19 protein-coding genes are annotated in these 23,414 nt (G+C 71.8%); 5 read left to right on the top strand and 14 right to left on the bottom strand.

The genetic code is table 11. The features are described 5' to 3' along the window. Positions 1-80 precede the first annotated feature (80 nt). The 6 genes from BKH32_RS08555 to BKH32_RS08530 all read right to left on the bottom strand — a co-directional run bounded on the left by BKH32_RS08555 (position 81) and on the right by BKH32_RS08530 (position 8,890). A complete protein-coding gene (locus tag BKH32_RS08555) occupies positions 81-1,340 on the bottom strand; it encodes a sensor histidine kinase (RefSeq protein WP_143222775.1) in 1,260 nt (419 codons plus the stop codon). After that, positions 1,337-2,065, bottom strand: a complete 729-nt coding sequence (locus BKH32_RS08550; RefSeq protein WP_075249554.1) for a response regulator transcription factor — start codon at positions 2,063-2,065, stop codon at positions 1,337-1,339. The genes BKH32_RS08555 and BKH32_RS08550 overlap by 4 nt, the downstream gene beginning before the upstream one ends. A 7-nt stretch (positions 2,066-2,072) precedes the next feature. Continuing rightward, complete coding sequence (locus tag BKH32_RS08545) at positions 2,073-2,690, bottom strand: DUF3060 domain-containing protein (protein WP_075249553.1); 618 nt, start codon at positions 2,688-2,690, stop codon at positions 2,073-2,075. Between the two features lie 184 nt (positions 2,691-2,874). After that, the gene (gene topA, locus BKH32_RS08540) at positions 2,875-5,811 is read right to left on the bottom strand and encodes a type I DNA topoisomerase (protein WP_075249551.1); all 2,937 of its coding nucleotides are present in this window, start codon (positions 5,809-5,811) and stop codon (positions 2,875-2,877) included. Between the two features lie 221 nt (positions 5,812-6,032). Continuing rightward, on the bottom strand, positions 6,033-7,367 hold the full coding sequence (locus tag BKH32_RS08535) for a diguanylate cyclase (RefSeq protein WP_075249549.1): 1,335 nt from the start codon (positions 7,365-7,367) through the stop codon (positions 6,033-6,035). Positions 7,368-7,537: 170 nt separating this feature from the next. Next, positions 7,538-8,890 (bottom strand): PAS domain S-box protein, encoded by a 1,353-nt coding sequence (locus BKH32_RS08530; protein WP_075249547.1) that lies wholly within the window; start codon positions 8,888-8,890, stop codon positions 7,538-7,540. A 302-nt stretch (positions 8,891-9,192) separates the two neighbouring features. On the opposite strand from BKH32_RS08530, the gene BKH32_RS08525 reads away from it, so the two are divergent. Together BKH32_RS08525 and BKH32_RS08520 are read left to right on the top strand one after the other, a co-directional pair. Beyond that, complete coding sequence (locus tag BKH32_RS08525; protein ID WP_075249545.1) at positions 9,193-9,939, top strand: response regulator transcription factor; 747 nt, start codon at positions 9,193-9,195, stop codon at positions 9,937-9,939. Beyond that, entirely contained in the window at positions 9,926-11,632 is a 1,707-nt protein-coding gene (locus BKH32_RS08520) for a sensor histidine kinase (RefSeq protein WP_430383795.1), read from the top strand. The genes BKH32_RS08525 and BKH32_RS08520 overlap by 14 nt, the downstream gene beginning before the upstream one ends. A gap of 165 nt (positions 11,633-11,797) precedes the next feature. Here BKH32_RS08520 and BKH32_RS08515 read toward each other — a convergent pair whose 3' ends face one another. From BKH32_RS08515 to BKH32_RS08500, 4 genes are all read right to left on the bottom strand, one after another. Next, a complete protein-coding gene (locus tag BKH32_RS08515; protein WP_256691428.1) occupies positions 11,798-12,853 on the bottom strand; it encodes a phosphatase PAP2 family protein in 1,056 nt (351 codons plus the stop codon). Next, positions 12,850-13,236 (bottom strand): hypothetical protein, encoded by a 387-nt coding sequence (locus BKH32_RS08510; protein ID WP_075249539.1) that lies wholly within the window; start codon positions 13,234-13,236, stop codon positions 12,850-12,852. Before BKH32_RS08510 ends, BKH32_RS08515 begins: the two co-directional genes overlap by 4 nt. 388 nt (positions 13,237-13,624) lie before the next feature. Then, on the bottom strand, positions 13,625-15,313 hold the full coding sequence (locus BKH32_RS08505; RefSeq protein ID WP_075249537.1) for a DUF7059 domain-containing protein: 1,689 nt from the start codon (positions 15,311-15,313) through the stop codon (positions 13,625-13,627). Positions 15,314-15,389: 76 nt separating this feature from the next. After that, positions 15,390-16,211: an MsnO8 family LLM class oxidoreductase gene (locus tag BKH32_RS08500; RefSeq protein WP_256691451.1), complete on the bottom strand. Its 822-nt coding sequence runs from the start codon at positions 16,209-16,211 to the stop codon at positions 15,390-15,392. 295 nt (positions 16,212-16,506) lie between these two features. Between BKH32_RS08500 and BKH32_RS08495 the strand changes: the two genes are divergently transcribed. Together BKH32_RS08495 and BKH32_RS08490 are read left to right on the top strand one after the other, a co-directional pair. Continuing rightward, on the top strand, positions 16,507-17,085 hold the full coding sequence (locus tag BKH32_RS08495) for a peroxiredoxin (protein ID WP_075249532.1): 579 nt from the start codon (positions 16,507-16,509) through the stop codon (positions 17,083-17,085). 58 nt (positions 17,086-17,143) lie between these two features. Continuing rightward, positions 17,144-17,674, top strand: coding sequence for a carboxymuconolactone decarboxylase family protein (locus BKH32_RS08490; protein ID WP_075249530.1), 531 nt, complete (start codon positions 17,144-17,146; stop codon positions 17,672-17,674). 90 nt (positions 17,675-17,764) lie between these two features. Here the strand turns inward: BKH32_RS08490 and BKH32_RS08485 are convergent, their stop codons facing one another. From BKH32_RS08485 to BKH32_RS08470, 4 genes are all read right to left on the bottom strand, one after another. After that, positions 17,765-18,277 carry a PH domain-containing protein gene (locus BKH32_RS08485; RefSeq protein WP_075249528.1) on the bottom strand — a complete coding sequence of 171 codons (513 nt, stop codon included), beginning with the start codon at positions 18,275-18,277 and terminating at the stop codon, positions 17,765-17,767. A gap of 140 nt (positions 18,278-18,417) precedes the next feature. After that, positions 18,418-19,728 (bottom strand): type II secretion system F family protein, encoded by a 1,311-nt coding sequence (locus BKH32_RS14465; RefSeq protein ID WP_256691423.1) that lies wholly within the window; start codon positions 19,726-19,728, stop codon positions 18,418-18,420. Further along, positions 19,725-20,981, bottom strand: coding sequence for a TadA family conjugal transfer-associated ATPase (locus BKH32_RS08475; protein ID WP_075249526.1), 1,257 nt, complete (start codon positions 20,979-20,981; stop codon positions 19,725-19,727). Before BKH32_RS08475 ends, BKH32_RS14465 begins: the two co-directional genes overlap by 4 nt. Further along, the gene (locus BKH32_RS08470; RefSeq protein WP_256691449.1) at positions 20,969-22,117 is read right to left on the bottom strand and encodes a cellulose synthase operon protein YhjQ/BcsQ; all 1,149 of its coding nucleotides are present in this window, start codon (positions 22,115-22,117) and stop codon (positions 20,969-20,971) included. Before BKH32_RS08470 ends, BKH32_RS08475 begins: the two co-directional genes overlap by 13 nt. Positions 22,118-22,468: 351 nt before the next feature. Between BKH32_RS08470 and BKH32_RS08465 the strand changes: the two genes are divergently transcribed. Further along, positions 22,469-23,407 carry an HAD family hydrolase gene (locus BKH32_RS08465; RefSeq protein ID WP_081376754.1) on the top strand — a complete coding sequence of 313 codons (939 nt, stop codon included), beginning with the start codon at positions 22,469-22,471 and terminating at the stop codon, positions 23,405-23,407. Positions 23,408-23,414: the final 7 nt, after the last annotated feature.

The following is a 23,414-nucleotide window of genomic DNA, read 5'->3' as shown; positions in this document are numbered from 1 at the left end:
GCCCTGTCGCAGGACTGCGACAGGGGTGAGGGCGGGGTGAGGGCGGGTTCTTCAGCCCCAGCCGCCGGTCCGTCATGCGATCACGACATATCCGGCGGGCCCGCGACGGGCAGGCTCAGCCAGACCCGGGTGCCCACGCCCTCGCGGGAGGCCATGCGTACGCTGCCGCCGTGGCGGCGCACGATCGTGGACACCAGCGCCAGCCCCAGCCCCGAGCCCGGCAGGCCCCGGGCGTTGCCGGCCCGGGCCAGCTCGCTCCACACGGCCGGCAGGTCGGCCTGCGGCACCCCGATCCCGGTGTCGGCCACCTCGATGGTGACGGTGCCGGACTCCTCCCGACCGCGCACCTCCACGGTCCCGCCGGGCTGGGTGTACTTCGAGGCGTTGGAGATGACGTTGTAGACGGCCGAGTACAGCAGGTCGCCGTCGCCGCGCACATGCGACAGCGGCCACGGCACCTGGGGCAGATCCAGGCGGATCTTGGGCCCGCCGCCACGCGCCGCCCCCTCCTCACCGACCGCCTGGGCGGCGTCGTGGACGGTCTCGGCGATATCGACGTCCTCCAGTGAGAGCGCGGCCGTCTCCAGGTCGGCCAGCTTGCGCAGGTCCGTCACCAAGCGCCCCATCCGGCGGGCCTGGGCGTCGACGACGTCGACCCGGGCCTGCAGCTCGTGGGGCGGGGCCTGCGGCAGGTCGGCGACGGCGGCCCGCACCGCCGTCAGCGGGTTCTTCAGCTCGTGGTCCAGCCGGCGCAGGAACTGCTGGTGACGGGACCAGGCCTCCTCCTGGGCCTGGCCTCGCCCCTGCTGCTCCGCCAGCCGCAGCCTGCGGCGGATCACCGTCGCGGCCAGAGCGAGCAGCAGCAGAACGAGCCCGGCCTCCGCCACCACCAGCGGCACCGCCGTCGAGATGACCACCGGGGCCAGTCCGAAGGCCGCGTAGGAGACCGCCGCCGCAACAGCAACGAGCACCACCGCCAGCACCCATCCGATCCAGGTGGCCCGCCGGGGCCCCTCCGTCGCGGGTTCCGGATGTGTCGGGGCGGCTTCGGCGACAGCTTCAGCGACGACCCCGGCCGAGGGCTCGACAGGCCGGGGCTCGGCCACCGGTTGCTGAGGGGCGGCCACCTGCTGCGGCCGGCTCCCCGGGTGGCCCGCCAGTGGGTGGCTCGGCGGCTGTACGGACTGCTCCGCCTGCGCCCCGGGCCGGGTGACCGGCACGGTGCGCGGACCACCCGTGTCCACCGCCGGCCCCAGGAAGCTGATGCGGCCGTCCTGCGCGGGCGCCGCGCGCGGCGGGACCGAGGGCGGCAGCTGCGGCGGCATCGGCGGCAGGCTCATGCCCGGACCTCGGCCCGGAAGCGGTAGCCGACGGAGGGGACCGTCTCGATGTAGGTGGGGTGGGCGGCGTCGTCGCCCAGGGCCTGGCGGATCTCGCGGATGCGGTGGTCGACGGCGCGTGTGGAGGTGGCGAAGTCGATGCCCCACAGGGAGGCCAGCAGGGCATCGCGGGTGTGGAGCTCTCCGGGATGGCTCATGAGGTAGTCCAGGAGCATCGTGGCCTTCGGGGTGAGCGTCACCTCGCGCCCCGACAGGGTCACCCGCCGCGAGGTCCGCTCCAGGAGCAGCTCCCCGGCCACGAGCCGGGCGGCGGAGGTCAGCGGCTGGGCAACGCCGCGGGTGCGGCGCAGCACCGCGCGGATCCGGGAGGCGAGCTCGGCGGGGTCGAAGGGCTTGGACAGGTAGTCGTCGGCGCCGTCATCAAGGGCCGAGACCCGCTCATAGGAGGCGTCCACCTGGGTGAGCAGGATGATGGGGGTCCAGGCCCCATCGGCCCTGACCCGCCGCACCAGCTCACGCCCGTCCATCCTGGGCATGAGGACGTCGGAGACGATGATGTCCACCTGGTAGGAGGCCAGGGTGTCCAGGGCCTCCACCCCGTCCGAGGCGAGCAGGACCCGGTACCCGCCGCGCTCCAGGTAAGGTCCCAGTGAGCGGCGGATGGGGGCCTCGTCGTCGACGAGCAGGACGGTGGCGGACGGAACCGGTGCGGCGGGCTGGGTCACGGCAGTCTCACTGGGAGAGCTTCCCGGTGGTGTTGCCGGAGCCGAAGTCCTGGATCGTCGGGTCGTCGCCCAGCCAGTGGACGGTGACGTTGGAGCCCTGGATGGTCAGGTGGTCGATGTCGCGGGCGTAGACGGTGACGTTGGAGCCCTGAACGGTGAGGGTGTCGACGTCCTCCGCGGCGATCTTGACGTCAGAGCCCTGAACCGCCAGCGTGTCGAGGTCGCCGACCAGGTTGAAGCTCTTCCCGGTTCCCTGGACGACGTAGGCACCGGAGACCTCGGTGCGCTGGCCCGTGCTCTGAATGTCCTTCCAGGTGGGATCCGTGATGGGGGCGTCGTCGCCGTCCTTGTCATCATCCTTGTCCCCGGCCTTGTTGCTGGGGGCGGCGGTGGCCTGAGCCGAGCCGTCGGAGGAGGGCTGGGAGTCGGCCGTCGCGGTCCCCTTGGCATCGGCCTTGGACGAGTCCTTGGAGTCGGTGCTCTGCGAGTCCTTCTGCTCAGCCTGGGCGGCCGGCGTGCCGGAGTCCCCGGAGCCGGAACCGTTGACGGACAAGGAGCAGGCGCCCAGGGTCAGGGTCAGGGCCAGGGCGGCGGTACCCGCGAGAACGATCTTGGGCAGACGCATAATGGGTTCCTCTCAGGAATCATGTGGGGAGTTGTACAAGAAATACAATACCGGCCGGGTATCCTCTCCCTGTCGCAGTGCTGTCGCAGAACTGCGACACGGGCCGCGATGATGATCACGGGGCAATCGGCTTGCGCAGACAGGGACATTCTGCGACGGCGGCCAGCACCACCACCGCGGCCCCTCAGCCCTCCGTCGAGGCGTCCGCCTTGCTCGTCGCCTTCTTGGCAGTGGTCTTCTTGGTGGTGGTCTTCTTCGTTGTCGTCGTCTTCTTGGCGGCGGTCTTACGGGTGGTGCGCTTCTTGGCCGGGCCCTTGGCGCGCTTGTCCGCCAGCAGCTCGAAGGCCCTCTCAGCGCTGATGGTGGCCGGGTCCTCGCTGCGGGGCACGGTGACGTTGGTCTGCCCGTCGGTGATGTAGGGGCCGAAGCGGCCGTCCTTGATGACTACCGGCTTGTCAGTGGCGGGGTCCTGCCCCAGCTCGCGCAGCGGTCCGCGGGCGGCCGCCTGTCCTCGACGCCGCTTGGGCTGGGCGAAGAGCTCCAGGGCCTGCTCCAGGGTGACGGTGAAGATCTGCTCCTCGGTCTCCAGGGAGCGCGAGTCGGTGCCCTTCTTGAGGTAGGGCCCGTAGCGGCCGTTCTGGGCGGTGATGTCCGCGCCCGACTCCGGGTCCTGTCCGACGACGCGCGGCAGGCTCAGCAGGTCCAGGGCCTGCTCCAGGGTCACGGTGGACAGGTCCATGGAGCGCAGGAGGCTGGCGGTGCGGGGCTTGGGCTTGGCGGCCTTGGTGGTCTTCTTCGCCTTCGTCGATCTTGCCGTCTTCGCCGTCTCCGTCGTCTCCGTCGTCTTCGCCGTCTCCGTCGTCTTCGCCTCGGTCGTCTCCTCCGGGTCGGGCAGGATCTCGGTGACGTAGGGGCCGTAGCGGCCGTCCTTGGCGATGATGACGTGCCCGCTGACCGGGTCGACGCCGAGCTCGCGGCCGTCATCGGCGGCGCGGGTGAAGAGCTCGCGGGCCTTGTCCACGGTCAGCTCGTCGGGGGCGAGGTCGGTCGGCACGTTGGCGCGCTTGCCCTCGGCGTCCTCCAGGTAGGGGCCGTAGCGCCCCACCCTCAGGGTGATGCCCTCGCCGATCTCGATGGAGTTGACGGCGCGGGCGTCGATCTCGCCGAGGTTGTCCACCAGGCCCTTGAGCCCGTGGGCGCGCAGTGCGGCGGCCGCGGCGTCGTTCTCACCCGAGGCGGCGACCTGGGCGGCCTCCGGGGCGCCGGCGCCGCCCTGACCGGTGTAGAAACGCCGCAGCCAGGCGACCCGGTCCTCCTCGCCGGCGGCGATCCGGTCGAGGTCGCGCTCCATGGAGGCGGTGAAGTCGTAGTCGACGAGCTCGGTGAAGTTCTCCTCCAGCAGCCGGGTGACGGCGAAGGCGAGCCAGGTGGGAACCAGGGCCTGCCCACGGTGGTCGACGTAGCCGCGGTCGGAGATGGTGGACATGGTGGCCGCATACGTCGAGGGGCGGCCGATCTCCCGCTCCTCAAGGGCCTTGACCAGGGAGGCCTCGGTGTAGCGCGGCGGCGGCGTGGTCGCGTGGCCGGCGGCCTCGGCGGCCAGGGAGGCCAGCTCCTGACCGGCGATCATCGCGGGCAGGCGCACGTCCTTGGAATCCTTGGCGGTGGCGCCGGAGTCGTCCTGGTAGCGGTCGGCGTCGCGCCCCTCCTCATAGGCGGCCAGGAAGCCGCGGAAGGTGATGACGGTGCCCGACGCCGTCAGGCCGGCCGTGGAGAAGGTGGGGCCGGAGTCGCGCGACTCGCCGGCCACCGGCGTCAGCGGCACCTCGACGCTCACCGTGGCGGTCGAGCCGACGGCGTCGGCCATCTGGGAGGCCACGGTCCGCTTCCAGATGAGCTCGTAGAGGCGGAACTGGGCGCCGGTGAGCTCGCCGGAGACCTGGGCCGGGGTGCGGAAGTGGTCGCCGGCGGGGCGGATCGCCTCGTGGGCCTCCTGGGCGCCCTTGGACTTGGAGGCGTAGACGCGGGGGCGCTCGGGGACGTACTCGGCCCCGTAGAGCTCGGCCACCTGCGAGCGGGCCGCGGCCACGGCCTGGCCGGACAGGACCGTGGAGTCGGTGCGCATGTAGGTGATGAAGCCGTTCTCGTAGAGGCCCTGCGCCACGCGCATGGTCTCGCGCGGGTTCATGCGCAGCTTGCGGGAGGCCTCCTGCTGGAGGGTGGAGGTGGTGAAGGGGGCGGCCGGGCGGCGCTTGTAGGGCTTGTCCTCCACGCCGACCACGCGGGGCTCCCCCCGGCCGATGGCCTCGGCCACGGCGGTGGCCCCCACCTGGTGGAGGTGGACGGCGGAGGCCTTGAGCGCGGCGGGGCGCAGCTGGCCGTCGTCGTTGAAGTCGCGTCCGGTGGCCACGCGCCGCCCGTCGAGGGTGACGAGCCGAGCGGTGAAGGAGGCCTCCTGGCGGGCGGTGACGTCCACGGCGGACAGGACGGTGGAGAAGGTGGCCTCCACCCCCCAGTAGGAGGCGGAGCGGAAGGCCATGCGCTCGCGCTCGCGCTCGACGACGAGTCGGGTGGCCACCGACTGCACGCGCCCGGCGGACAGGCCCGCGCGGACCTTGCGCCACAGGACCGGACTGACCTCGTAGCCCACGAGGCGGTCCAGGATGCGGCGGGTCTCCTGGGCGTCGACGAGGTGGATGTCCAGCTCGCGGGTGTTGTCCAGGGCCCGGGTGACGGCCTCACGGGTGATCTCGGTGAAGACCATGCGGCGCACCGGCACCTTGGGCTTGAGGACCTGCTGAAGGTGCCAGGCGATGGCCTCGCCCTCGCGGTCGTCGTCGGTGGCCAGGTAGAGCTCGTCGGCGTCCTTGAGGGCCTTCTTGAGCTGGGCGACCGTCTTCTTCTTGTCAGGGTTGACGACGTAGTAGGGGGTGAAGTCGTCCTCGACGTCGACCGCGAACTTCCCGTAGGGGCCCTTCTTCATGGTGGAGGGCAGCTCGGAGGGCTGCGGCAGGTCGCGGATGTGCCCCACGGAGGCCTCGACGTCGAACTCCGGACCCAGGTAGCCGGCGATGGAGCGCACCTTGTTGGGGGACTCCACGATGACGAGCTTGGTGGACACGTAAAGCCTTCCTCACGGGTGGTGCGCGGCTGGCCGCGGCTGGCGGGTCTGCGGGTGGTTGTCGGCAGGTCCCGGCGATCGCCGCGTGATCGTGACGATTCGGGCGATCCGGGGCCCCGACGAGGGGACGGTGGGGAGTCGGCGCATGCCGGTTCCCAGCCGACTGTAACGCACCCCCCACCTTTTCCGACCAGGCAGTGTCCGGGAGAACGACTTTCGTCTTAGACGAGCTCGGCCAGGGCGCTGCGCACGGCGGCCAGGCGCTGAGCGGCGATGGTCTCGTCGTAGGGCAGGTGCAGTCCGCGGCACTCGGCGGCCAGCGCGGCCAGGGAACGGACCTCGGGGAAGCCGCGGGAGGTGAGCTGGGCGACCTCGTCGATGATCGGTGAGCCCGAGGAGCCGGCCCCGCCGCCGCGCAGGTCCACCCACTGCCCCAGGCGCCGGACCGCCCGGTCCAGGCTGGAGGTCACGGTGTGCAGGGCGTCGTTGAGCTGAGCGACCTGGCCGCTCACGGTTTGCAGCACGGGACCCAGTCCGCGCAGGCCGGACTCGAGCGCCTCGCACAGGTCCGTCAGGGAGTGCACGGCGTCCACCTCGCTGCCATCGAGGATGGCCTGGGCGAAGCGCCCCACCATGAGAGTCAGCAGGCGCATGAGGGCCACGGAGAAGCGCAGCTCGGTGACCGACTGGTGCAGGACCCTGAGCCGCGAGGGCAGCCCGCTGAGCTCGGCGCCCGCGACACCGGTGAACTCGGTGATGCGCTCACTGAGCATGAGCACCTTGGTCTGGGCGCTGTCGCCGACGTCGTGGGAGACGAGCTGGCCGATGCGCCTCACCCGCGCCTCCACCACCCGGGCCGAGTCGTGGGTGGCCTCCATGGTGGTGATGAGGCGCAGGTACTCGTCGAGCTCGAAGACCAGGGCGTCGGTGTCCTTCTCCATGGCGGCCACCGCGTTGAGGATCCGGGCCACGGCACCCAGCCCCTCGGGGGCGGCCGCCGGAACGCGAACCCCGGCGGCGACCAGGGCGGCCACCTCGCGCGGCAGGGTCGCCAGTGTCATGTCGTACAGGCGGGAGAAGCCCAGGGCCGCCAGCTCCGCGGCCAGCTCACGACCACCGAACTCACCGAGCTGGTGGCGCGAGGCGCCCCGGGCCTCCAGGTCGCGCTCCTTGGCGCGCACCCGGCGGTAGACCTCCTCGACCCGTTCCCTGGTCGCAGTGTCCATCGGTTTGATCCGCACCGACAGGTACCCCTGGCGCAGCGGCACGATGGTGGCGAAGACCCGGTAGTCCAGGCCGTCCACGGCACGGTTGGTGATGTATCCGCAGGCCGGGCGCCGAGCCTGCAGATCGTCCCAGATGAGGCGGAACAGACCCGCCGGCATGTCCAGGTGACGAATGATGTTGTGCGGAGCCCCGATAAGACGCTCGCGCGAGTAACGCGACAGCGTGTCGAATGTCCGGTTGGTGTTCTGAATGACACCTTTAAGATCCGTGGTGGAAAAGAAGATGTCCTGTGGATCGAACAAACGCTCGTAACCGACCTGTGACTCCATGGTGCTTTCCTTCAGGGTGAATAATTCGCGGGAGCACCTCGCCAGAGGACCATTTCCCTCAGCCCCTCACACAGTGCCGAGAAGAACGTAGTGAGACGCGCGATCCCGCGGAAGACGATTTATGGCATTGTCACCAATAAGGTGGAAGCTGTCTTGTAGAATATTGCCAACTACTCCCCCAGGTGACTCAGGGTCTCGCGAACCGTCGCCACCCGCTGACGGATGACGGACTCGTCCAAGGTCACAACGACACCGCGGGCCTTGGCGGCCAGCTCGGCCAGCGAGGCCGTCTCCGGGAAGCCCTGCTCGCCCACGGCGACGGCCTCACTCAGGGCGGCCTCGGCGTCGACGCCCTCGACGAGCGCCTGGGCCCCCTCATCCTGAAGAGCGCGGATCCAGCGCTGGAAGGGCCGCTTGACGCGGTCGAGATTGCTGACCACGGAGCGAAGATCGCCCTCCAGGCGCTCGACCAGGTTCGCCGCCTCCCGGCAGGAGGGCACGAGCTCCTCCAGGTCGGAGAGCATCGCCTCGGCGAGGTCTCCGATGGCGTCGGCGGACTCCCCCTCCTGGCCGTCCAGGACGGCGGCGGCGAAGATGCCGGCCATGAGGGTGTGCAGACGCATCATCGAGCTGCGGAAGCGCACCTCGGAGACCGCCTCGTAGAGCGCCACGAGGGAGGAGTTGAGCTGGCGCAGCACCTCGACGGCCTGAGCCCCGCGCTCCTTGACGCGCTCGGAGACGGTGGGAACGGAGGACTCGGCGTCGGGACTGATCACCTCCCCCATGAGGGAGCCCACACGGTCGGCCCGGTCGATGACCGAACGCACCCCGTCGGCCCAGGAGCCCAGACCGTTGATGAGCTCCTGATACTCGCCGAGCTGGTGGATGAGCTCGTCGGTATCCCGCTCGATGGCGGCGACGGCCTGAAGGACGCCGGACATGGGATCGTCCGACTCGGCGCGCGGCGGCACCCGGACGCCCTCGACGACCAGGAGCGCCAGCTCGCGCGGAAGCGCGGCCCGGGCGAAGTTGTGCAGGTCGCGGTACTGGAGCTTCGCCAGCTCCTCGGTCAGCAGCGCCGCACCGTGCTCGGCGACCTCCCGGCGCCCGTGGCCCTCCTCGGCGTAGGCGCGCTCGGCGGCCCGCACGCGGGCGTAGATCTCCTTGACGGGGGTGAACATGGCGTAGTTGGTCGGGCGCACGCGCACGGACAGGTAGCCGTCAGCCAGCGGGGCGATCGTGGCGAAGACCCAGTAGTCGCGCCCGTCCTTGGCGCGATTGAGCACGTAGACGCAGGAACAGCGCCCCTGCTTGAGGTCGTCCCACATGAGCTTGAAGGCTCCAACGGGCATGTCGTCATGCCGAATGATGTTGTGCGGAGAGCCGACGAGCTCCTCGGAGCTGTAACAGGACAGCGAATCGAAGACCCGGTTGGTCCTGCGAATGACGCCCTTGGTATCCGTCGTCGAGAAGAACAGGTCCTCGGCACCGAAGCGGCGCTCGTTGCCATCGACGTATTCCATGACTCTCCTGCTGTTGCTGTATGAGGGATATGAGGGAAATAAGGTCCACGCCGACTCATCGACGGCGACACGCTGGACGAGGGGACGGCTGAGATACCACTGGGCCGCTCTCTATGGGACTACGCTACGAAGTAACGTTTTGGCGCACGCGAATGTGGGGATCAACAACCAAGACGCATGACCGCTTAAGCATGTCACAGCGCTCGCGCCGCCGCGTCTCTGTTGGGTCTCAGATCGGTAACACAGTCGGAGCACAGGTCGCGCTGTGGTCGAGCACAGCACCTTCCTGTTGAATAGACGACGTGACTAACGCCCCCACCGAGAACCTCACCCGCGCCGACGGCTCCCCCCTACGTGTCCTGGTCGTCGACGACGAGCAGATGCTCGCCGACCTGCTCGCCTCCGCCCTGCGCTATGAGGGCTGGGAGGTCACCACCGCCGGAACCGGGATCGCAGCCGTCCGGTCCGCCCAGGAGATCGACCCCGACGTCATCGTCCTGGACATCATGCTGCCCGACTTCGACGGCCTGGAGGTCATGCGCCGAGTGCGCGGCCACCGCCCGAACGTGCCGGTCCTGTTCCTGACGGCCAAGGACGCCGTCGAGGACCGGGTGGCAGGCCTGACCGCCGGCGGCGACGACTACGTCACCAAGCCCTTCTCCCTGGAGGAGGTCGTGGCCCGACTGCGCGCCCTGCTGCGCCGCTCCGGGGCCAGTGAGGAGAAGCGGACCTCCCTGCTGGAGGTCGGGGACCTGCGCATGAACGAGGACTCCCACGAGGTCTGGCGCGGTGACGACGAGATCCAGCTGACCGCCACCGAGTTCGAGCTGCTGCGCTACCTCATGCGCAATCCCCGCCGGGTCCTGTCCAAGCCACAGATCCTGGACCGGGTGTGGAACTACGACTTCGGCGGGCAGGCCAATATCGTCGAGCTCTACATCTCCTACCTGCGCCGCAAGATCGACAAGGGCCGCGAGCCCATGATCCACACGATGCGCGGCGTCGGATACGTCCTCAAGCCTGTCGCCGGCACCGATGAGCGCAGCTGAGCGCCCGCCGACGCCCCGGCAACCGGCACCGACCGGGCGGCGGATGAGCCTGCGCTCATGGCGGCCCGGCTCGCTCCTCACACCTCCTCGCAGCCTGCGCACCCGGCTGGTGGTCGGGGTGCTCGGGCTGGTCCTGGTCATGGCGGCGGTCATGAGCGCCTTCTCCACCGTCAGCCTGCGCCACACGCTCATGGCACGCACGGACAGTCAGCTGATGGCGGCCGCCCAGCGCGCCGCCGACAAGCGCCACGACCTGACGCAGGAGGCCAGGAAGGCCTCCAAGGAGGCGGCGCAGGAGGGCCAGGACAAGCCGGGCGACCAGTCCGACGGGGCGGGCGGGGCCGACGGCGGCCCCGGCAAGGAGGGGGTCCCTCCCGGCCTCGACGCCGCCGGGCAGTCCACCGGGACCCTGACGCTCATCACCACGCAGACGTCGGCCTCCAGCAACGAGGCCGCCGCCTACATCGACAAGAACGGCCACTACGCGGCCATCTCCAAGGAGGACTGCCGGCTGCTGCTGTCCCAGGCCAACCAGGACCACCCCGTCACCGTGCACCTGCACCACCTGGGCAGCTACCGGGTGGTGGCCACCCGCGACGAGGCCTCGGGCAGCACGGTCATCACCGGGCTCTCCCTGGAGGGGGACAAGGCTCTCATCCGCACCCAGCTGCTCATCGAGCTGGCAGTGGCACTGGTGGGCGCCCTCGTGGTGGCCCTGGCCGGGCGGGTCATGGTGCGCTCCTCGCTGGCGCCCCTGGAGCGGGTGGCCCGCACCGCGCACCGTGTGGCCTCTCAGCCGCTGGAGCGCGGCGAGGTGAGCATTGAGGACCGCGTGGAGAAGGCGGACCTGGGCTCCTCGGCCGAGGTCGGGCAGGTCGGCGGCGCCCTCAACACGCTGCTGGGGCACGTGGAGTCCGCCCTGGCCGCGCGCCAGCGCTCGGAGACGCAGGTGCGCCAGTTCGTGGCCGACGCCTCCCACGAGCTGCGCACGCCGCTGGCCTCGATCCGCGGTTACACCGAGCTCATCCGCCGGGAGGGGGCCGACGCCGACCTGCCGGAGGAGGCCACCTACGCCCTGGAGCGCGTGCACTCCGAGTCGGTGCGGATGACGGCGCTCGTCGAGGACCTGCTGCTGCTGGCCCGCCTGGACGCCGGACGCGAGCTGCGCCGCGAGGAGGTGGACCTGGTCGGTCTCCTGGTGGACACGGTGGCCGACGCCCGCGCGGCCGGCCCCGACCACGACTGGCAGCTGGACCTGGCCGTCCTGGAGCCGCCGGCCGACGCCACGGCGGCGGAGGCCGAGGACTTCCTGCCCGAGCCTCCGCTGGTCATCGGTGACGAGGCCCGCCTGCGCCAGGTCGTCGTCAACCTCCTGGCCAACTCCCGGGTCCACACGCCGGCCGGCAGCCAGGTGACCACGACGCTGGCCCGCGAGGGCGACACGCTCATCGTGCGCATCCACGACGACGGCCCGGGAATCGCTCCCGATGTGCGCGACCGGCTCTTCGAGCGCTTCGCCCGGGGCGACTCCTCGCGCGAGCGGCGCACCGGCTCCACGGGCCTGGGCATGTCGATCGCGCTGGCCATCGTCCAGTCCCACGGCGGGAGCATCGACGTCGACTCCTCCACCGCACCCGAGGACCACGGGACCACCTTCAGCGTCAGGCTCCCGGCCGCCGTCGTCGAGGAGTAACACTGCACGGGGGCGGGGTGCTACTCGCAGAGGGTTGTGCGTACTGCACGAAGGCCCGGCCTCCGTGGAGTACACACAACCCCTGACCAGTGGATCCCGACCCTCGTGGAGTAGACGGCGAACGCCCCTCGGTGGGGGCACGTACCCGACGGCGCCGGGTAGGCGTCAGTCGCGGTGGCGGGCCTCGTGCTTGCGGCGGGTGCGGCCCCAGTCGGTGAGTGAGACGAGCGCGGACAGGGCCAGGCAGGTGACGCCGACGACGGCCACCGACCCGGTGGCGTAGGCGCCGAAGAGCTGCCAGCGCGTCTCCGGGCCGTCCAGGTGCCACCACACCCAGGTGCCCAGGCCGAGCGCCCCCAGGGTGCACACGATGCCGGCAGCAGCCATCAGAATGTTGCCGACGAGCTGGTGCCACAGGCGCGGCCCGGCGGACGTCACCGGAATCGTCCCCACGGTGGTCAGTCCGGGCACCTCACCGGAGCCCTCCTCCCCGGTCCCCTCGCGTAGGGACCAGGGGGCGCGCCAGGCCCCGCCGGCCACGGCGAAGGCCCCCCAAGCCACCGGCACGAAGATCCCGGCCAGGACGTCGGAGGGGCGGTGCCACTGGCACACGAGGGTGGAGTAGCCCATGGCGATGGTGAACAGCCCCCCGGCCCAGGCCGACAGAGGCCGCCAGCGCCGCCCGGACAGCAGGATGAGGGCGACCGCGGCGGAGGCCGCCATGGTGGTGTGCCCCGAGGGCAGGGTGTTGGCGTTGTCCCAGCGCTCGGTGATGTCGAAGTCGGGCCGCCACAGGATCCGGTACTTGAGGATCTGGGTGGTCAGGTTGGCCCCGGCCACGGCGACGACGGCCCACACGGCGCGCCGGTGGCTGCGACGCAGCAGGCCGATGACGAGGATCGTCACCACGAGGACGACCGCCGCCGGCATGGACACCACCGACAGGAGCCTGCGGGCGTGGGCGCTCACGTAGTGCGATCCGATCTCCGAGCCCTCCAGGGCCATGGCGTCGAGGGCCTGGCCGGTGTGGGTGAACACGAACAGTCCCCACAGGCCGAGCGTCGCCGCCAGGCAGGACACGGCCAGCAGGCCCCCGCGCAGGCGCAGCTGTCCCAGAGAGAGGGAGGACTGCGACTGGAAGGAGGCCACCAGCCGATCGTAGGTTCTTGCACGCGCCAACCAATAGGAGGTCAGCAGCGATTCCTGTGCGGGACTGCTCACGACTCGCGCGCCTCCAGGCCACTGAACGGGTCCTCCCCCTGATCGCCTGCGGCCTCGGTGATCGGCCCGTAGGGGGAGGCAATCCCCGGGCCCGGCCGCTCAGCAGGAGCAGACGCCCGGGCCTGAGAGACCTCGTTTCCAGCAGCCTGCCCCGCAGCGGCCGATGGGCTGAGGACCTCCAGCTCGCTGGTCTCGTCGGTGAACTGCGCATCCGCCCCGGCGGCACCGACGACGTCCTGCAGAGAACGTTCGGGCCAGCGCTCCGCCGCACCGACATCGGCCGTATAGTCCCTATTGCTTCCATAAACAACGTCGTCCGCGGACGGTGCCGTCCACGGGAGCGACACCATGGTCACCAGGATGACGGCAAGAGAACCGACCACCGCAAAGAATCTGTGCAGCAGTCCTTTGCACCCGCGCCGCGAGCGACGTGATGACTGGGACATACCGATGGATTCCGATCATGAGGGATGGGCGCGCGGGGAGCGCACGAAAAAGTGACTGCTAAGGAATCTAGGTCATTCGACCTCCTCCCCAGCACCTCAGAAGCGGTTCACGGAACAACAATCGCGCATCACCGCAGCCCAGAGGTACTTTCGCTTGAAATGACGCCGAACGGAAAGGGTTTCAGTTGCATATCGTTGATGACGAGGACATCACGACGACGACGAAGGAAAGACAATGTCAAAGTCGTAAATGTCTCAGAACGGAGTCATACCCACCGGGCGTTCGCCATCATCCATTTCCCTCAAGTCCTCATTCAGTCCATCGTCACTTTCCCAGACGCAGGAATCCTGTGGTCAGAAGATGACGGGCCGCCTCAACCATCTCCGCGCGCAGCGCGAGCGCGTCGGCTGCGTTCAGCTCACTGAGCGCGGCGACCGCGGAGGCGACCTGTCCGACACTCAGCTCGCCGTCAGCCACCCCGGCCAGCGCGGCCACCACCGTCGAGGCTTGCAGAGCGCGCCCCAGCCCTCCGCCCTGACGCAGCAGGATGACCGTGGGCTCGGCCGCCCCCGGGATGAGGTGACGCTCCTCGGTGACGTCGGGGGCCAGGAGCGGGCGCAGGTCGGCGACGGCCTCGTCGTCGAGACCGGCGAGCTGCTCACGCACCTCCAGCACCTCGGCGACATGGGGTCCCAGGACCCCCTGACCGGAGGTGCTCACCTCCTCCAGGAGGCACCAGGGCTCGCGGGGGCGCCGGGGACGGTGGACGATGAGGTAGCCGAAGCCGACGCCCCGCACGTCGCGGGCCTCGAAGTCGTCGATCCACGCCTCCAGGGCGGCGTCGAAGCCCTCAGCGTCACGCTCGGGGGTCAGGCCGCCGTCGCGCAGCCACATGGTGGCGTACTCCACCGGGTCCTGGAGCTCGCGCTCAATGACCCAGGCGTCGAGCCCCTCGGGGACCCAGGCGGCCACGGCATCGCGCCACGAGCCAGTACCCCGGTGCTCCCAGTTGCCGAGCATGACGGCGACCGCGCCGGGCTCGAGGTGCTGGCCGAGACCGGCGACGAGCCCCGGCAGGATGGGGCCGCCGGCGTCGCGGTACTCCATGAGGGGCAGGCCTGCCTCGCGCACCGCCGGCGGGGTGAGGACGAAGGGCGGGTTGGAAGCGATGAGGTCGAAGCGACGGCCGGCCACCGGTTCCAGGAGGGAGCCGCGCAGGAGCTCCAGACAGCCGGAGCCCGAGGAGGACTCGGGGGAGGTGGCAGCCTCGGAGTCAACATCGAGGTCGGAGCCGGGGGCGGCGTCGGCAGCGCCGGTGACGCTCACGCCGGCCAGGGCCGCGTTGAAGGCGGTGAAGGCCAGGGCGCGCGCGGAGATGTCGGTGGCCACCACGTGCTCGGCGTGACGCAGCAGGTAGAGGGTCTGGATGCCGCAGCCGCATCCCAGGTCCAGGGCAGTGCCCACCCGCGTGCGCGGGGTCAGGCACGCCAGGGTGAGCCCGGCGCCCCCGACCCCCAGGACGTGGTCGGGGGCCAGGGCACGGCCGGTGACGAGCTCGCCCAGGTCGGAGGCCACCCACCAGCGGACCTCACCGGCGTCGTCGACGGCCTCGTGGGGGCGCAGGTCGGCACGGGCGCGGACGCATCCGGTCTCATCGGGCTCGCCGACCAGGCCGATGGCGGCGGCGCCCGCCGCAGCGGTGCGGGGCAGGGCGATATCGAGGGCGGTGGTGGGGACCGGCTCACCGAGCATGAACAGGGCGGTCAGGACGGCTATGGGCGAGGGGGCCTGCCCGCCCGCCAGGGCGGCGCGCACGGCTCGCAGGGCGGGTAGGCGGATTTCGCGGCGCAGGGCGGCATCGGCGGCCTCGCCCAGGAGGGCGGCCACCGCCTCCACACCCCAGCCGGAGTCGGCCAGGTCCGCCCGCAGGCTCGCCGCCTGCTCGGGCGTGGCCGCCGGAGGCGGGAAGGAGGACGACGGCTCAGAGGCGGACCGGGCGCTAGCGGGGCTCATGGGACCGACCGTAACGCGGGGCGCCGCCCATATCTGGCGCCCCGCCGCACGGGAGGACGCGGGTGCGCCCGACGGCTCACAGGAGGCGGGCGGCGAGCTCGGCGTACTGGCGGGTCTTGACCTCGACGTCGTCGATGTGGCTGATGAGCATGACCTCCTCGGTGCCGTGGTTCTCGGCGAAGGAGGACAGGGCCTGGGCGACCTCGTCGTAGGTGCCCGCGATGATGGCGGTGTCGCGCTCGAGGTAGCGCTCGACCTCGGCGCGGTAGGCGGCGTCGAGGGTGGCCGGGTCGCGGAAGCGCATGGGGCGGCCGGTGCGCAGGCTGAAACGGGCGTCGGCGGCCACGAGGGCCTGCTCGCGGGCCTCCTCGCGGGTGGCGGCGGCGCTGACGCACAGGGCGGAGAGGGCCTGGCCCCCGTGGATGGATCCGCGGCCCGGACTCTCGGGGAGGTGGGCGCGGTAGTGGTTCATGATCTCGACCTGCTGGCGGCCGGTGAAGAACTGGGCGTAGGCGTAGTTGAGGTCGTGGGTGCCGGCCCAGGCGGCCGACTGGCCCGAGGAGCCCAGGAGCCAGACCTCCGGCATCTGGGCCGGGCGGGGGCGGACCTCGATGGAGGCGTAGGGGTGGGTGGCCGACAGGTCGTCGCACAGGAGGGCGACCGTCTCCTCGATGAGGGCGTTGATGGCGTCGGGGTCGATGACGCGGCCCTGGTTGAGGGCTGCGGCCGCACGCATGTCCCCACCGGGGGCGCGCCCCAGACCCATGTCGACGCGGCCGGGATGGAGGGTGGCCAGGGTGGCGAAGCGCTCGGCCATCTGGAGCGATCCGTAGTGCATGGCCATGACGCCGCCCGAGCCCACCAGGATCCGGTCGGTGGCGTCCAGGATGTGCATCATGAGCAGGTCGGGCGGCAGAAGCACTCCGCCGACGGGCCCCGCACGCCCCAGGACCCCTTCAGGGGACCGGCCTACGGGCTCGAGCGGCCGGGAGCCGGCCGCGTCACCGCAACACCACCAGATAAGGCATGCCTTTTTAAAAATAGGACAACTTTTAGTTGCGCCTATGGGGCTGGCGTCTTACGGTTGGACCGACGGAGCCGCCCCGCACCGACCCGACCCGACCCGGGTTGGTGCGGGTCAGCGCAGACCCGCACCAACTCGCACCACGATTCGCACGATTCAGGAGGCACCCATGGCCGTTCTCACCATCGGAGACCAGTTCCCCGCCTACGAGCTCACCGCCGTCGTCCCCGGCAACCTCAAGGAGGTTGAGGCCAGTAAGCCCGAGGACTACTTCACCACCGTCTCCTCGCAGGTCCCCGCCGGAACCTGGCGCGTCGTCTTCTTCTGGCCCAAGGACTTCACCTTCGTGTGCCCCACCGAGATCGCCGCCTTCGGCGACCTCTACCAGGACTTCAAGGACCGCGACTGCGAGGTCGTGGGCGTCTCGGTGGACAACGAGTACACCCACTACGCCTGGCGCCGCAGCCACGACAAGCTCCAGGACCTGCCCTTCCCCATGGCCAGCGACCTGGGCCGCGAGCTCACCGAGGCCCTGGGCATCAAGCGCCCCACCGGTGAGGCCGACCGCGCCACCTTCATCATCGACCCCCACAACGTCATCCAGTCGGTCTCCGTGACCGCCGACTCAGTGGGCCGCAACACCGAGGAGGTCCTGCGCCAGCTCGACGCCCTTCAGTCCGACGAGCTGTGCGCCTGCAACTGGCAGGCCGGCGCCGCCACCATCGACGCCCTGAGCCAGATGAGCTGACGGGTCGCCGCCCCGTCCCCTGACCTTCACTATCTGAACGACGACGAAACGAGAACACATGAGCATCGACAACCTGCGTTCCGCCCTGCCCGAGTGGGCCAAGGACCTCTCTCTGAACCTGTCCACCCTGTCCCGTTCCTCCTCGCTGACCGAGCAGCAGCAGTGGGGCGCCTTCGTGGCCGCGGCCGCCGCGACCCGCAACGAGTCCGTCCTGGTCCAGGTCATGGAGGACGCCCGCACCCACCTGTCCGAGGAGGCCATCAGCGCCGCCATGGGCGCCGCCTCCATCATGGCGATGAACAATGTCGCCTACCGCACGCGCCACTTCCTGGGCTCGGCCTACGACAACGAGCGCATGGGCCTGCGTATGAACATCATGGGCACCTCCGGCGGCGTGGAGAAGGTCGACTTCGAGCTGTGGATCCTGGCCGTGTCCACGATCAACGGCTGCGAGAAGTGCGTGACCGCCCACGAGGCCACGGTTCGCGGCGAGGGCCTGAGCACCGAGCAGGTCTGGGAGGCCGTGCGCATCGCCGCCACCCTGACCGGTGTGGCCCAGGCGGTCAGCGTCGTCGAGACCCTCGACTGACCCGATCACCACGATCACGACGGCGGCCGCCGGCTCCCCCTGAGGAACCGGCGGCCGTCGTCTCTCTGCGTATCTGCGGCTCCGTGCCGCTCAGCTGCGGGGGTCGGCGTCGATGGCGCCCTGGGTGTCGTCGAAGATCAGGTTGGAGATCTCCACCTGGACCGTCTCTACGTGGGGGACGTCGTGCAGGAGGAGCGGGTCATCGGCGGAGGTCTGCAGGGCCAGCGTGCCGCAGCCGAAGAAGCGGTCGGTGACGTCCTTGTCCAGCTGGATGTCCGAGATCCGGGTCAGGGGCAGGTCGTGGCCGATGCGGCTGACGATGCCGGAGCGGGTGATGATGCGCTTGGTGGTGATCGTGTAGGTGCACAGGTACCACCGCAGCCACGGCAGGAGCAGCAGGGGGACGCTCACCACGAGGATCACCACCCAGATCGCCAGGATGCCCCAGGGCCGCCAGGTGGCGGGGACCATGACCGAGGCGACGACGCCGACCACGAGCAGCAGGATCTCAACGACGAACCGCCACAGGAGGACCTTGATGTGGGTGTGCATGTGCCGCACCACGACCTCGTCGCGGCTCAGCAGCTTCTTCGACAGTGCCATGTCCCCATCGTGCCAGGCCGCCGGGGGTTCGCGCACCCGCGCGGGCAGGAGTACCCACTTGGGCGTGCCTCATACGGTGGTTCGGCCGGTGGGCGGGTGGGGGCACCACCGAGACAGGACGCCGGCAGGACGGGGCGCCTTCACCCGGTGAGCATGCTCATGCCGACCGAGGCGACGACCGGCGCGATCCCCAGAATGACGAAGGCCGGCAGGTGGCAGGCGCCCAGCGGCAGGACCAGGCGCACCGCCAGGCGCTCGGCGGCCTCCTCGTCTCGGGCGTGCCGCCCCGCGCGCAGGCTCGCCGCCGTCGCCTCCAGGAGGGCGGCCGGTGAGGCCCCGTCCTCCCAGCCGGGGCGCAGACAGGACTCCAGGCGGGAGCGCCGCGCCCTCCACTGATCGTCCTCGGGCGCCTGCCAGGCCTCCTCCCACGGGGCGCCCAGCAGCAAGGCCCTCCCCACGACGCCGGGGCCCTCCTCCTCCAGGGCCTGGCCCAAGGCGGTGAGCACCCCGGGCACCGAGGCCCCGGCGCTCAGGGCGGCGGCGGCCAGGTCCAGGACCAGGGCCTCGTCGACGACCTCGCCCTCAGCCGTTGCGGAGCGTATGAGGCGCCTGGTCACCAGGTGCCCCACCACCATGAGGCCGATGCCCAGCGCCCCCACGGCGCTGCCGACGCCGCCGTCGAGCAGGAGGGAGGCGGGGTCGGCGCCCACGAGCATCCCCAGTCCCAGGCCGACCACGGGCAGGCAGGCCAGGAGCCGGGCGGTGCTGCGGGGACCGGCCAGGGCGGCCCGCCGGGAGGCCTCGGCGCGACCGGACTCGGCCACCCCGCCGGCCACGGTCTGGAGGATGTCGGCCAGGGGCGCCCCCAGGGCGGTCGACAGGCGGCAGGAGGCGACGGCGCCCGGCACCCCGGCGGCGGTGGCGCGCCTCTGCCGGGCCCGCTGCCCCCTTGGGGGCGGGTGCCAGTGCAGGTGCCCGCCGCTCCATCGGGGCAGCCACGAGTCGTGCTGGAGGTCCGCGAGCGCGCGCAGCACCGGTGGGACACCATCCTCGTCGGGCTCGACGCCCTCGGTGAGACCCGCGCGCCGGCAGGCGCGCGTCCAGGCCCGTTGCGCCGTCGCGCCGGCGCGCAGGAGGCTGGCGACCTCGGTGAGCAGCAGGCCGAGGTCCGGTTCGGGCGCCCCGGTGCGTCGGGAGCGCAGCGCGGTGAGCGCCGCCTGCCGCATCGTCGGGCGAGCCTCGGCCGCGGAGGCTCCCGTGGTCAAGCCGCGGGGCAGGCCGCGGCGGGCCGGCAGCAGGAGCACGGCGGCGGCCAGGGCGACCAGGACCGCCGCGATCCAGGCGCCGGGCACCGGTCCGTCCGCCGGGCCGGCCAGGTGCCCGGCCGGGGGCAGGGGCGCGACGCCCACCGCCACGCAGGCCATGCCGGTCATGCAGGCCGTCTCGGTCATGTGGGTCTCCTCTCCCCCGGGTCGGGCAGTCCGTCAAGGCCGGTGCGGGCGAAGACCTGCGGACCGACCCGCTCCCGCAGCGCCGATACGGCCGGGCCTGGGCTCAGGCGGCCGTCGCCCGTCACGTGCAGGGCCTCCTCGCAGATGAGGACCGCTCCGGCCGGGGACGCCTCGCGCCGCAGCACGCCGATGGAGGCCACGAAGCGGCGTGCCCCGGCGGTGCCGGCCTGCCGGCGCAGGTGGACGACGGCGTCGAGGGCACTGGCCGCCTGGGCGGCGACGGCCGCCTCGTCGAGTCCCGCGAGCGCCCCCAGGGCGGTCAGGCGGGCGGGGACGTCGGCGGGCGAGTTGGCGTGCAGGGTGGCCCAGCCGCCCTCGTGGCCGGTGTTGAGGGCGGTGAGGACGTCGCGTACCTCGGGGCCGCGGCACTCGCCCAGGACGATCCGGTCGGGCCGCATGCGCAGGGCGGTGCGCACCAGGGAGGTCATGGAGACCGCCCCGACGCCCTGGACGTTGGCGCCGCGCTCCTGGAGGTGGACGACGTGGGGGTGGTGGGGGCGCAGCTCGCTGGCCTCCTCGATGCACACGATGCGCTCGGTGGCCGGGACGAGTGCGAGCAGGGCGGCCAGGAGGGTGGTCTTGCCGGTGCCGGTGGCGCCGGTGACCAGGCAGCTGGCGCGGCCGGTGACGAGGGCGGCCAGGACCTCGTCCAGTCCGGGGGCGACGGTGCCGGCGGCGGTGAGCTCGTCCAGGGTGAAGCCACGGCGGCGCTTGGTGCGCAGGCTGATGAGGGTGCCGTCGGCGCTCAGGGGCGGCAGGACCGCGTTGAGGCGGGTGCCGTCGGGCAGGGTGGCGTCGACGACGGGGCAGGCGTCGTCGAGGCGCTTGTGGGCGGAGGCGGCCATGCGCACGGCCAGGGCCCGCACCTCGGGCTCGTCCATGGTGGCGGCGGGGACGGGTTCGAGGCCGTGCCCCCGGTCGATCCAGGTGCGCCCGCCGCTGACGAGGACGTCGGTGACGCCGTCGGTCTCGATGAGGGGCTGGAGGAGCGGCCCGGCGCCGTCGACGTCGGCGCGCACCCTCTGCCCCAGGCGCGCCATCCCCACCTGTCCGGTAGCGGGGGCGGCGGCGTCGTTGAGGGCCTCCTCCAGGCCCACGCCGCGGGCCAGGGCACTGCGGACGCGGGCGAGCTCGGGGCCGTCTGCCCCGGTCCCACCGGAGACTCTGGGTTGATCGGGACTCACCGGGACCATGACTGCCTCCTCGTCTGATGGTCTGACTGATTCGCTGACTGGTTTGCTGGCCGGCTCACTGGCCGGCTCCCCGGCGTCGTGGCACCGGCGAGCCGGGGCAGCAGCTCCCGGGCCAGGGCGCTCGCGGCGCGCCGGATGGCCGAGCGGGCCCGCACCGGGTCCTCCCCGAGGGCCAGCCGCTTGGCCAGGACCCGGTCGGTGGGGACCTGTCCCAGGACCGGGCAGCCGGTGATGAGCTCGAGGTCCTCGACGACGACGTCCTCACCCACCTGGCGCGCCACGAGCCAGACCGGCACCCCCGCGGCGGCGTCGGCGGCCTGGGCGTCGGCGGCGTCGGTACCGGCGGGCGCCGTGCCCCGCAGTCGCGAGGCGATGCTCTCGGCGGCGATGGCCGAGCGCAGGTCGAGCCCGGTGACGATGAGGACCCCGGCGCCCGGGGGCGGGGGTGCCCCTCGGGGCAGGTCCACCAGCACGACGTCGTGCTCGGCCCGCATGGCCTTCAGGACCGCCTCCGCGCAGGGCAGGGGGCCTCCACGCACGTCCCCGGTGAGGACCGGCATGGCGTGCCACACGGGCAGGGCCCCGACGAGGTGACCGGGCCGGAAGGCCGACTCCTCGGCCGGCAGGTCCGCCCAGCGCAGCCCGGTCAGGACGCTCTCCCCGCACAGGAGGTCCAGGCCGCCGGTGGGGTCGAGGTCCATCATCGCCACCCGCCTGCCCGCGCGTCCCAGCGCCCACGCCAGGTGCAGCAGCAGGACGCTGGCCCCCAGGCCCCCGCGGGCACCGGTGACGGCCAGGACCTGGGCGGTGCGCCCCGCGCCCGTCGTCCCCTCCCCCGTCTGCGCCTCAGCACCGGGCTGCGCAGGCCGGTCGGCGGCGGGTCTCAGGGGAGGGAAGGAGACGTCCCGGCCGTCCCACGCCGGCCTCCGCCCCGTCGCCGGCCTGACCCGGGTTGCCTGCGTCGCCCCGGCCCCATCCGTCGCTCCCGACGTCGGGTCCTTCTCCCCCTGCTCCGGCGCCGTCTCACCCCCGGGCTCCTCCGCTGCCGGAATGATCAGTGTCTCCTCCGACTGCTCCCACTGCCCGGTCTGTCCCCCGCCCTCCCCCGGGGGCACGCGCGTCTGCCTCACGGGCATCCTCACCGGCATCGTCCTCTCCTTCACATGTCTCCACGTTGTCCCGAGTCCTTCCCCGCGGCCTGCCAGCCGTTCCCGCGGCCGTTGCCACAGCCGCCCTCCCGGCTCCTCGGCCGGTACCCCGCGGCGGTACTGCGGCGCCGCGGGCGAGTCCCCACCAGGGTGCGGGCCCGCCCGCGGCTGCGCCCAGCGGCGTCGTCGGGCCTGTGGAGACGGGGTGCAGAAACGGGGCTGTGGCCCCGCGCCCGCCGCGAAGGACTGCGGCCGGTCAGGGAGCCGGCGGTGATGACGGAGGCAACCGCGGAGCTGACACACCTGACACCGGAGGTCCCCTCATGATGAGATGGGTCCATGAGCGCGCAGGACCGCGCAAGCGACCCCTCCCGAATGCCAGCGACGTCACCGGTGACGGCACCGACCGCCCCACCGGTGGCGCCGGAGCGCCCCGCTGCCGACCCGCCCCCCGCCGGGCACCGCGCGGCGGCCTACTTCGACCTGGACAAGACGATCCTGGCGACGTCGTCGACCTGGGCGCTGGGCACCCCGATGCGGCGCAGCGGCCTCATCTCCTCCCGCGCCCTGGCCTACGGGCTCATCGCCCAGATCCCCTACCTCCTGGTGGGCGCCGGCACCCAGCGCTCCAGCAGCCTCATGGAGCATCTGGCCCTCATGTCCGCCGGTATCAGCCGCCGGGACCTGGTGGAGGTCGTCGAGGGCGCCCTGACCACGGCGATCGAACCGGCCGTCTACGCCGAGGCCCTCGACCTCATCGAGGGCCACCGCCGGGCCGGGCACGACGTCGTGGTGGTCTCGGCCTCCATCACCGAGATGGTCGCCCCCATCGCCCGCCTCGTGGGGGCAGACCGGGCCGTGGCCACCCACATGGAGGTCGGCGAGGACGGCCTGTTCACCGGACGCATCTCCCGCTCCATGCTGCACTCGGAGAAGGTGGTGGCGCTGCGCGAGGACGCCGCCGCCCACGGCATCGCCCCGTCCCGGTGCTGGGCCTACTCCGACTCCATCTCCGATGAGCCCATGCTCAGCGCCGTCGGCCATCCGGTCGCCGTCAACCCCGACCGGGACCTGCGGCGCCTGGCGCAGGAGCGGGACTGGCCGGTGCGCGACTTCGCCCGCCCGGTGCGGCTGCGGCCGCGCTGGGAGCCCCCGAGCCTGTCGACCCGAGCCTCGGTGATCGCCCACGTGGCCGGCGTGCTGGCCGTCGGGGGCACCGCCGCCTGGCTCATGGCCCGACGCGGCCCGCACGGCACTCGCGGCACTCGCGGCATCTGAGTCCTCC

The organism is Actinomyces oris (genome assembly GCF_001929375.1).
GTDB lineage: Bacteria > Actinomycetota > Actinomycetes > Actinomycetales > Actinomycetaceae > Actinomyces > Actinomyces oris_B.
Note: the sequence above shows the minus strand (reverse complement) of the source record. Positions and strands in the feature narration are given on the sequence as shown.